This window comes from uncultured Halovibrio sp., from assembly GCF_913056445.1.
GTDB classification, from domain to species: Bacteria; Pseudomonadota; Gammaproteobacteria; order Pseudomonadales; family Oleiphilaceae; genus Halospina; species Halospina utahensis_B.
The window spans coordinates 23639-32716 of sequence record NZ_CAJXMA010000026.1 but is presented as its reverse complement, the minus strand read 5'-3'; the positions used below and the strand labels follow the sequence as shown (position 1 = coordinate 32716).

Annotated in this window: 11 protein-coding genes; 5 read left to right on the top strand and 6 right to left on the bottom strand. The window is 60.1% G+C overall.

The annotated features are described in order from the left end of the window. Positions 1-8: 8 nt before the first annotated feature. Positions 9-431 carry a cytochrome c peroxidase gene (locus tag QZ501_RS07315; protein WP_202405553.1) on the bottom strand — a complete coding sequence of 141 codons (423 nt, stop codon included), beginning with the start codon at positions 429-431 and terminating at the stop codon, positions 9-11. A gap of 592 nt (positions 432-1023) precedes the next feature. On the opposite strand from QZ501_RS07315, the gene QZ501_RS07310 reads away from it, so the two are divergent. From QZ501_RS07310 to QZ501_RS07300, 3 genes are read left to right on the top strand one after another with little or no spacing between them, the layout of a single operon-like run. Further along, positions 1024-1212, top strand: coding sequence for a hypothetical protein (locus tag QZ501_RS07310; RefSeq protein WP_202405552.1), 189 nt, complete (start codon positions 1024-1026; stop codon positions 1210-1212). 16 nt (positions 1213-1228) lie between these two features. Continuing rightward, entirely contained in the window at positions 1229-1621 is a 393-nt protein-coding gene (locus QZ501_RS07305) for an EAL domain-containing protein (protein ID WP_295718406.1), read from the top strand. Beyond that, positions 1618-2481 (top strand): DUF547 domain-containing protein, encoded by an 864-nt coding sequence (locus QZ501_RS07300; RefSeq protein ID WP_295718404.1) that lies wholly within the window; start codon positions 1618-1620, stop codon positions 2479-2481. Before QZ501_RS07305 ends, QZ501_RS07300 begins: the two co-directional genes overlap by 4 nt. Positions 2482-2517: 36 nt before the next feature. Here QZ501_RS07300 and QZ501_RS07295 read toward each other — a convergent pair whose 3' ends face one another. From QZ501_RS07295 to QZ501_RS07275, 5 genes are all read right to left on the bottom strand, one after another. Next, the gene (locus QZ501_RS07295; RefSeq protein ID WP_295718402.1) at positions 2518-2778 is read right to left on the bottom strand and encodes a zf-HC2 domain-containing protein; all 261 of its coding nucleotides are present in this window, start codon (positions 2776-2778) and stop codon (positions 2518-2520) included. A gap of 126 nt (positions 2779-2904) precedes the next feature. Next, entirely contained in the window at positions 2905-3744 is an 840-nt protein-coding gene (locus QZ501_RS07290; RefSeq protein WP_295718400.1) for a peroxidase-related enzyme, read from the bottom strand. Beyond that, positions 3738-4364, bottom strand: coding sequence for a sigma-70 family RNA polymerase sigma factor (locus QZ501_RS07285; RefSeq protein ID WP_225741708.1), 627 nt, complete (start codon positions 4362-4364; stop codon positions 3738-3740). Before QZ501_RS07285 ends, QZ501_RS07290 begins: the two co-directional genes overlap by 7 nt. A 74-nt stretch (positions 4365-4438) precedes the next feature. After that, positions 4439-5122 carry a haloacid dehalogenase type II gene (locus QZ501_RS07280; protein ID WP_295718396.1) on the bottom strand — a complete coding sequence of 228 codons (684 nt, stop codon included), beginning with the start codon at positions 5120-5122 and terminating at the stop codon, positions 4439-4441. A gap of 23 nt (positions 5123-5145) precedes the next feature. Then, complete coding sequence (locus tag QZ501_RS07275) at positions 5146-5697, bottom strand: carboxymuconolactone decarboxylase family protein (RefSeq protein WP_151440234.1); 552 nt, start codon at positions 5695-5697, stop codon at positions 5146-5148. A 125-nt stretch (positions 5698-5822) separates the two neighbouring features. Between QZ501_RS07275 and QZ501_RS07270 the strand changes: the two genes are divergently transcribed. Both QZ501_RS07270 and QZ501_RS07265 read left to right on the top strand, forming a co-directional pair. Next, entirely contained in the window at positions 5823-6440 is a 618-nt protein-coding gene (locus QZ501_RS07270; RefSeq protein WP_160898144.1) for a TetR/AcrR family transcriptional regulator, read from the top strand. Positions 6441-6892: 452 nt separating this feature from the next. Continuing rightward, positions 6893-9043, top strand: a complete 2151-nt coding sequence (locus QZ501_RS07265) for an FAD-dependent oxidoreductase (protein WP_295718394.1) — start codon at positions 6893-6895, stop codon at positions 9041-9043. Positions 9044-9078 lie beyond the last annotated feature (35 nt).

The following is a 9078-nucleotide window of genomic DNA, read 5'->3' as shown; positions in this document are numbered from 1 at the left end:
CCCGCCACTCAGTGCGCAGCCACTTCGGCGGGCCGGCGCTTCGCCGCCGGGTTTACCGAGGCGCAGGGGTTGGCCGCGCATGGATTGCAGGGATTGCACTTCTTCTTCGTGGCACATGGGTTCTTCGCTGCACAGGGATTGGCCTTCTGGTACTTCGCCTGCTCCCTCTCCATGAAGGTCTCAAGAGCCGCCAGGTCCGCTCCGCCCCACTCCAGTGGTTCTGCCTGCATGGGCTGAACCATGCAGATCTGGATCATCTCATCCAGGTGCACCTGGTCCATGCCGAACTGGTTGACGCCCATGGCGACCTGGTGTGGGTAGGATGTGGCGAAGGTGGCGTTGTAACCCGCGCCATTGGAGTGGCAGGTGGCACAGGACAGCCCATTACCGCTCAGGCTGGTGTCGTTGAACAGTTTCCGGCCCCTTTCCATCAGCTTACAGGGGTTACCGTCGTATCTGGCGTAATCCTCGGGGCGCTTGACCTTTTTCTTCGCGGCACACGGATTCCCTGTAGCGCATGGGTTCTTCGTTCCGCAGGGATTGGCTGCGCATGGATTGCAGGGGTTGCACTTCTTCATGGCGCAGGGGTTCTTGGCGGCGCACGGGTTTTTAGCAGCACAGGGGTTGGTGCCGGCGCATGGGTTCGCGCGGCAGGCGCTCTTGGCTGCGCACGGGTTGCAACGGCCCTTGCAGGGCGAGCACGCGGCGAGCGCGCCGGCACTGAAGGAGGCACTCATAATGGCGATTGGCAGGGCGGCTGCGCGGGCATAGCGGTTCAATCGCCTGCGGGCGCCTGGATTGGGTAATGCGGATGTCTGAGTCATGGTGGGTCTCCGTCTTCCGTGGTGTCTCGGTTTGTCGGGCCCTTCCGGTACCTCCGTTGGAAGGCCATCAATAGTGGGACAACGGTCCGGGGCCGGCGTTACACCTCGCGTCGCAACTATTTCGGGGGCCGGGTAACAAGATGGCTGGCGATTTGTCCCTGTTGCAGGAAACCCGCTGAATATGGGAGTTACGAGGGCAATGGCGAACAAACTACCGGCTCGCACCCTGGTTGCCTGCAGACTCTGCTGGATGGTGACAGTCGCCGTATTTGCCGGGATCGTTGTTATTGAGGCGCTCATCCTGGTTCCATCCCTGTTCAACTACGAACGGGATCTTCTGGCTTCCATGGAGCAGGCAGCCTTGGGAGGCTCGCCAGGTCTTTCTTAGTATCAGTGAGCTTGGCGTGGCCATTGCGGTGGATGATTTTGGTACGGGGTACTCCTCCCTTGCCTATCTCAAACAGTTGCCGATAAACCGGCTCAAGATCGATCGCGCTTTCGTGCGGGATCTGCCCGAGGATCAGCAGGACGCGGCGCTGTGCGCTGCCATTATAAGTCTGGGTCAGCGACTTGGGTTGGGAATCGTGGCCGAGGGTGTGGAGCATTTCGGCCAGGGCCAGTGGCTGGCCCGTGAGGGCTGCCACCTTCTTCAGGGCTTCTACTATGCCCGGCCCATGCGGCCCCAGGAGATAGGTCGCTGGGCCTCAGGCTGTAACGAAGGGGACACTGCATGGTCGGAAAGGGAGCGAGAAATTGTCGATTCCAACACATTGTCTGATCCAAGGAGCCCCATGTGAAACACCAATCACCCGCCGTGCGTATAGGCGCCATGCTGTTGGTTGCGACAGCGGCCGCCAGCGTTTCCGCCAATGACGCACCCGCGGTAAAGCACGTCTTCAACGACTATCAGACACTGCTGAACAGCTATCTGCAGGAGAAACGCACCGCCAATGGGGGGCTCGTTTCCGCGTTCGACTACGAAGCGGCGCTGGCCGATGACCAGACGGAGGGGCTGCTGGATGACCAGTCAGAGCAATTGGCGGCGTTTGATGTGTCGACCCTGGATACCCGGGAGCAGGCGCTGGCGTTCTGGAACAACGCCTATAACTTCTTCATCATCCAGCAGATCCTGACCGAACGTGGTGAGGGCGAGCTGGTCAGCTCCGTATGGGATTACGGCGGCCGCTACAATCCCTTCACGGATAATGTGTTTGAGCGTCAGATGTTTGAGATCGACGGAAGGGATTACAGCCTGAACGAGATCGAGAAGGGCATCCTGTTGGGGGCGGAGTTCGAGGAAAAAGGGTGGAAAGAGGCACGCGTTCATTTCACCGTGAATTGCGCCTCGGTCGGCTGCCCGCCACTGCGGGAAAGCATCTACACCAGCGACAACATCGATGAGCTGATGACCGAAAACACCCGTCTGGCGTTCAATACCGACCGCCATCTCCGGGTGGAAGGCGACACCCTTCACCTTACGGAGCTGTTCAAGTGGTACGAGCAGGATTTTGTCGATGAGGGCGGTTCAGTCCGTGGCTTTATCAGCCAGTGGGCGGATGAGGCGATCGTGGAGAAGGTTGAGCAGACGGATTCCATCGAATACATCGACTATGACTGGTCGTTGAACCGTCCCGGGAACTTCCCCGAGTTCCGGTAACATGCGCTTTATTGGTCCCAGGATGACGTTTACCGTTCAATCATCATTCAGGTCCTGAGCGTCAGGTTTCTCGAGTGCCTCGTCCACCGTCCGCTTAAACGTTTCAATCTGCCGGGTGTCAGGTTGCGGTGGACAATGACCGCGTATAACGGTAACAACGGCGCGGAAGTTGGCCATGAAGCGTCGGCAATGGGGACACATGATCAGGTGCGCAACCACGGCCAGCCGCTTGCGCCAGCGGAGTCGACCGTCGACGTAGTCGCTGGCGACCAGCGTGATGTCGCGACATTTCACCATAGGTTGTCCCCGCCTTTTGGCACTTGACCTCCGTTTCAGGCCGCATGGTGGATGCCCGCACCCACCACTCTGGTCCGATGGGCAGGAGACACGCTGGAGGCAGTGTTGTTACAGGGGCATCGGGGCTCAGAGTTCGCTGACCATCTCCGGTTCCAGCGGCACGTTCAGGGAGTCGAGCATGCGGTTGAAGGAGCTGTAGAGCTCCATCACGCCGATTGCTTCCATGATGGCGTAATCACTGGCACCAGCCGCCCGTGCATTGGCGATAAGGTCCGGCGGCATGCCATGGGGGTTGCGGTTCGCCTCACGGGCGAACTGCAGTAGGGCGGCGTCCATCGGCCCCAGGAAAACAGGCTCCGATGTCGCCATGAAGGTTGATAGGTCGCCTGGTTTGACACCGAGAGTCTTCAGCATTCGTTTGTGGTGGGCTACGCAGTAGTCACAGCCATTATCCTGGGAAACGATGGTAGCGATCGCATTTTTCAGCCGCGGCGACAGCTGGCCGTTATACATCAGCGACTTCACGCGGCTCCAGGCCTGTTCGAGGAGATCCGGGTTATGGGCATAGGCCCTGAAAAGGTTGGGCACGTAGCCCTCTTTCTGGCGGATTTCATCGAAAATGGCCAGGACTTTGTCGTCGGACGTTTCCTGAAGTGGGTGGAAAGTCGGGTCATTGCCGGCCGCGTCGGAAACGGCAATATTGCCGTTGGGTGGTCCCTGTGATGCACTTTCCGAAAGGCGAGCGTCCAGGGCGCTGGTAGTGCGCTGGAGAAACTGGTCGGGGATCGCGGCCTCGGACTCGACCCGCTGAACCAGAATGCGTTGGGTTGTTGCGAGGCCATCCACCAGGTTTCGGCAATGCCGGCACATCATCAGGTGGAGGCGCACCTTCATCTTCTGGCCGGTAGTGAGCTCCCCGTCCAGCCAGTCACTCGCCAGTGCGGATATTTCGTGGCACTTCAGCATTCCCCCGTCTCCCGGAAGCCTTCAATCATGGTAAAGAGTTTCTGCCGCGCCCGATGCAGGCTGACCCTGAGGTTGGCGGAGCTGAGCCCCAGTATCCGGCAGACATCGTCTGCCTCCATCTGCTGGATCTCACGCATCATCAGTACTGAACGCTGGGTTTCGGGCAGGGCTTCGAAGTGCTTGTCGAGGCATTCCTTGAGGGCTTCGTTGGACAGCAGCTCATCGGCGGATTCCGACCCCCAGGGCCGTGTGGGTTGGGCCCAGCTGCCACCCTCATTGAATCGCCGCTCCAGCGATGGATCGAGCGGGGACTGGAAATCCGTCAGTGTTTCCCGGTTACTCTTTCGCAGCCTGTTGCGTGCGCGGTTCGCCGTGATGGTACAGAGCCAGGTCTTGAGCGCCGAGCGCCCCTCGAAGCCATCAATGGCGTCAATCACCGCCACCCAGGTTTCCTGCACGACATCCTCCGCCGTGGCCGGATCGAGCATGCTGCGCGCCGTTGCCAGCATGGAACCGGAAAAGCGCTGGACGGCCTCGTGGTAGGCACTGGCGTCGCGCTGGCGAAGACGGCCAACCAACTGCTGTTCTTCCGTCGCTGCCTGCTCCATGTCTTCGCTCATTGCGACTTACCATGATTGTGGATCATAACGGCCCGCCGGTGCATGAGCAAAACCAGATGCCGGGCCCGATCCGGTTACGTGTGGTTGGCGTCTCTTGGCAGTTTTTCGGCAAGCTCTTCCAGGTTCTGCACCGTCAGGCTTGGCTCAATATCCCAGGGATCGAAAACGGTAGCCGGATCGCGCTGGACCCAGGCTGCACCGAGGCCGGCCGAACGCGCGCCGATGACATCCCAGGGGTTACCGGAGACCAGCCAGAGTGGGTCAGAGCCGGCAGCGGTGGCCTCGCGTGCGTGACTGTACACGGCCGGGTCAGGCTTGAACGTGCCCAGCTCGTGCACACTGACGACGCCCTCAAGGTGATCGCGAACCCCCGCGTTCTGGAGCACCCGCTCCACTGCGTCGGGCGTTCCATTGGAAAAGGCGAACAGGCGGTAGTGCGGTTTCAAAGCTGCCAGGGCGCGGACCGCGTCGCTGAACGCCGGCAGACTCTGGTAGGCCTGCAGCAGGGCATCGCCGGTCCAAGTGTCCAGCGTATGCCCTTTTGAGCGGAACGCGAATTCCAGCGCCTGCCGGGTGCAGGTCCCGAAATCCGCGTACTGTCGCATCAGGCCCCGACGGAAGGCGTACTCCACCTGCTTCTGGCGCCAGAGCGCAGAGATGGCGTCTGCATCATCACCGGTGTAGTGACGCAGGTGGTCCACCATCCCGGATGGATCAACCAGGGTACCGTATACGTCGAACGCCAGTACGGGTGCCATTCGGGGCCCTCCTTCAGTGCTGTTTATGAACGCTTCCAGGCCAACGTCTGGAACGGCTCATCCAGCGGGGTTTCCGCGATGTGATTGACGTAGTTACTGATGGTCTTCTGCGCGAGCCCGAGGATGACTTCCAGCACCTGCTGCTGGCCATAGCCCGCCTTGAAGAACGCGTCCAGGTCCGTCTTTTCGACATTACCGCGTTTGGCGATGACCTGCTTTGTGAATGTCCTCAGTGCTTCCAGTTTTTCATCCGGAAGAGGCGTTTCATCACGCAGTGCCTGGGAGATGTCATCCGACACACCCATCTGCTTGGCAATGGCGGTATGGGCCGGCACGCAATAGGTGCACTCGTGCTCAACGTTGATGGTCTGCCAGACCACGGTGATCTCATCGTTATTGAGGCTGGTGTTGGTGAACAGCTCGTGCAGTGTACCGTAGGCCTTGAGCGTCTGCGGCGCTTCGGCGAGTACTGCATGCAGGTTCGGGATCATGCCCATGGATTTCTGCGAGCCTTCAAGAATGGGTTTGGCATCCGAGGGTGCGCTCTGGGTGTCGTGAAGCTGGAAAGCGGTCATGGGGCCTCCTGCATTGTAATGACTGTGTGTAATCTTGAGTAATCACTCAAGAACAGGAGAACGATAACTGGTTTTGAGTAATCACTCAAGTTATAATTGAGTGAACACTCAAGAAGCCTTCCGTTATGCCACGCACTGCGCGACACGATTACGCCATATCGCTGGAGCGGGCCGCCCATCTGTTCTGGGAAAAGGGGTATCACGCCTGCTCGCTCAAGGATCTCGAAGCCACGTTGGATATGCGCCCAGGCAGCATCTATGCCGCCTTTGGGAGCAAGGAGCAGTTGTTCGAGGCGGCACTGATGACCTATTACCAGCAGCTCGTTCAGGGTATGGAGGAAGTGTTGGAGGCTCATGAACGGGTTCTGGATGGCTTGTCCGCCTACCTCCGTCGCCTTGCAGCGGAAGCGACAGGCCGCACGGGGGCGCGGTCTGCACCGGTTTCCGCCTGCATGATGGTGAAGACGCTGCTCGAGGTGACAACGGATACGCCGGGGTTAAGCCATACCGTTAACCAGCTTTTTGATCGGATCGAAAGCGATCTGACCGCCCTGCTTGAACATGCTCTGGACCAGGGTGAGCTGCCCCGGGGGAGCGACTGCGCGCGTCTGGCACGGCTCTGGCAAGCACAGATCATGGCACTGAGAACCTTCGCCCACCGTGAAGTGGATGCGGAGTCAGTTGAACAGCTTGCCGAAGACATGGTGGCGTTGCTCCGGAGCAGTTCCGGCCGCGAGGTGTAACGCGACCCTTTATCTCGGGCCGGACGCAGGGCTACCGGTATCCCGTGATGGTGAGCTGCATGTGTTGATCGAAGCCGATCTGCTCCACTTTCATCGCCCAAGCGTTCCAGTACATCCGTTATCCAATATTACCTACCCGCACTGAAGGCCAGGATGACGACCCAAACTGCAAGGGGTGTCTGCGCGAGTACTACCGAATCCGTCGTCATTCACTGTTCGTGCCGCGTGATTTTGACGCCTCCCCTTACTTCGACATCGTCAAACCATCAGTCCAGGCTGGTTTTGACCACCGTGCTATGCCCTGGATCGGCAACGCCGAATGACTGTCAGTCTTTGCTGGCATTCGTGGCAAAAAGCAGCCTGGGTGTCCAAACCGAAGCGGCCGCTGTAACGTAAGCCGTCGGGTGACGTCTCAACGGAAGCGAGCCATTCATAACCATAAGGATTCCGGAATGAGCAACAGTAAAAAGATTGTTTTAGGCGTCATCGCGTTGCTGGTGGGGGCCTTCTTCCTTTTTGACCTGGGCCGTTTCCTTGAACTGTCGGTCCTCAAGGCGCAACAGGAGCAACTTAGCGAGTTGATTGAAGCCAATCTGTTGCTCAGCCTGGCACTGCTGTTCGTTGTCTATGTGGCTGTCACGGCACTGTCCCTCCCGGGCGCCGCTGTCATGACGCTCGCCGGCGGCGCCCTTTTCGGCTTCGGCTGGGGGCTGCTGGTGATCTCCTTCGCCTCCACGGTCGGGGCCACGCTGGCCTTTCTGGTGGCACGGTTCCTGTTCCGGGACACGCTCAGGGAGCGGTATGCGAGCTACCTGAAGAAGATTGACGATGGCATCCAGCGCGACGGCGCCTTCTACCTCGCCACCCTGCGTCTGATTCCGGTCTTTCCATTCTTCGTGATCAACATTGTGTTGGGTCTGACCGGTATGAAGACCTGGACCTTCTACTGGGTCAGCCAGCTCGCCATGCTGCCGGGCACCGCGGTTTTCGTGAATGCCGGCACCCAGCTCGCGCAGATCGAGCGCATGGGAGACATCGTTTCGCCGGAGCTGCTGCTGTCCTTTGTGCTGCTGGGGGTTTTCCCACTCATCGCCAAGTTCGTGGTGGGCCGCATCCAGAAGAAGCGGCTCTATGCGCATTATGACAAGCCCGAGCGCTTTGACTACAACATGGTCGTGATCGGTGGCGGCAGCGCCGGCCTGGTCTCCGCCTACATCGGCGCCACCGTCAACGCCAGGGTGGCACTCATCGAGCGCGGCAAGATGGGGGGTGATTGCCTGAATACCGGCTGCGTGCCCTCCAAGGCGCTGATCCGCTCTGCCAAGGTTGCCCAGAACATGCGTGAGGCGGACCGCTACGGGCTGACGGCCGCGGAGCCGAACATACCCTTCGCCAATGTGATGAAGCGCATCCATAACGTCATCAAGACCATTGAGCCCCATGATTCGGTGGAGCGCTTTACCAGTCTGGGCGTGGACTGCATCCAGGGCTCGGCGCGATTCGTCAGCCCCTGGGAAGTGGAGGTGGACGAGGATGGCGCCAAGCGCCGGATCACGGCGAAATCCGTGGTCATTGCCACCGGCGGCAAGCCGTTCGTGCCGCCGATTCCCGGTATCGAGGACGTGGCGCCGCTGACCTCTGAGAATCTCTGGGAACTGGAGGATCAGCCTGGGCGGCTTGTGGTGCTCGGAGGCGGCCCCATCGGGTCAGAATTGAGTCAGGCCTTCTCGCGTCTGGGCACCCAGGTCATCCAGATTGAAATGGGCGATCGACTTCTGCCGCGGGAAGATGCCGATGTATCGGAACTGGTGCTGAAGCGTTTCCGTGATGAAGGCGTGGATGTTCGTCTGGACCACAGGGCGAGCCGGTTTGCGGTTGAGGATGGTGAGCGGGTTGTCTACTGCGAGCATGCGGGTGACACCGTGCGCATCCCCTTCGACCGGGTTCTGGTGGCCGTGGGCCGTAAAGGCAATACCGAAGGACTGGGTCTGGAGAGCCTGGGTATTGATCCAGGGCCCCAGGGCACCTTGCCCACCAACGATGACCTGAGCGTGGTCTTCCCCAACATCTTCGCCTGTGGCGACGTGGCCGGGCCCTACCAGTTCACCCACATGGCCGCGCACCAGGCCTGGCACGCGGCGGTGAACGCCCTGTTCGGCCAGTTCAAGCGCTTCAGCGTGGATTACTCGGTCACCCCCTGGGTGACCTTCACCTCGCCGGAAGTCGGCCGGGTTGGTCTCAATGAAACCGAGGCCCGTGAGCAGGGCATTGACTACGAGGTCACCACCTACGGTCTGGACGACCTGGACCGGGCCATCGCCGAGAGCGAGGACCACGGCTTCATCAAGGTCATCACGCGGCGCGGCAAGGACAGGATCCTGGGCGCAACCGTGGCCGGTGAACACGGGGGTGAACTGCTGACCGAGTTCATCCTGGCGATGAAACACGGGATTGGCCTGAACAAGATCCTGGGCACCATCCACCCCTATCCGACCTGGAATGAGAGCGTGAAGTTTGCGGCGGGTGAATGGAAGAAGGCCCACGCGCCACAGAAAGTCATCCAGTGGCTGGGGCGGTATCACCGTCGGCGTCTGAAAAGCTGAATCCCCCCAGCCTGGATGCATGATGGCCGCCTGGA

Excerpts from the sequence above, each read along its gene's own strand:
- QZ501_RS07285 (WP_225741708.1), bottom strand. The coding sequence starts at position 4,364 with ATGAGCGAAGACATGGAGCAGGCAGCGACGGAAGAACAGCAGTTGGTT.
- QZ501_RS07290 (WP_295718400.1), bottom strand. The coding sequence starts at position 3,744 with ATGCTGAAGTGCCACGAAATATCCGCACTGGCGAGTGACTGGCTGGAC.
- QZ501_RS07275 (WP_151440234.1), bottom strand. The coding sequence starts at position 5,697 with ATGACCGCTTTCCAGCTTCACGACACCCAGAGCGCACCCTCGGATGCC.
- QZ501_RS07315 (WP_202405553.1), bottom strand. The coding sequence starts at position 431 with ATGGAAAGGGGCCGGAAACTGTTCAACGACACCAGCCTGAGCGGTAAT.
- QZ501_RS07310 (WP_202405552.1), top strand. The coding sequence starts at position 1,024 with ATGGCGAACAAACTACCGGCTCGCACCCTGGTTGCCTGCAGACTCTGC.
- QZ501_RS07280 (WP_295718396.1), bottom strand. The coding sequence starts at position 5,122 with ATGGCACCCGTACTGGCGTTCGACGTATACGGTACCCTGGTTGATCCA.
- QZ501_RS07295 (WP_295718402.1), bottom strand. The coding sequence starts at position 2,778 with ATGGTGAAATGTCGCGACATCACGCTGGTCGCCAGCGACTACGTCGAC.
- QZ501_RS07270 (WP_160898144.1), top strand. The coding sequence starts at position 5,823 with ATGCCACGCACTGCGCGACACGATTACGCCATATCGCTGGAGCGGGCC.
- QZ501_RS07265 (WP_295718394.1), top strand. The coding sequence starts at position 6,893 with ATGAGCAACAGTAAAAAGATTGTTTTAGGCGTCATCGCGTTGCTGGTG.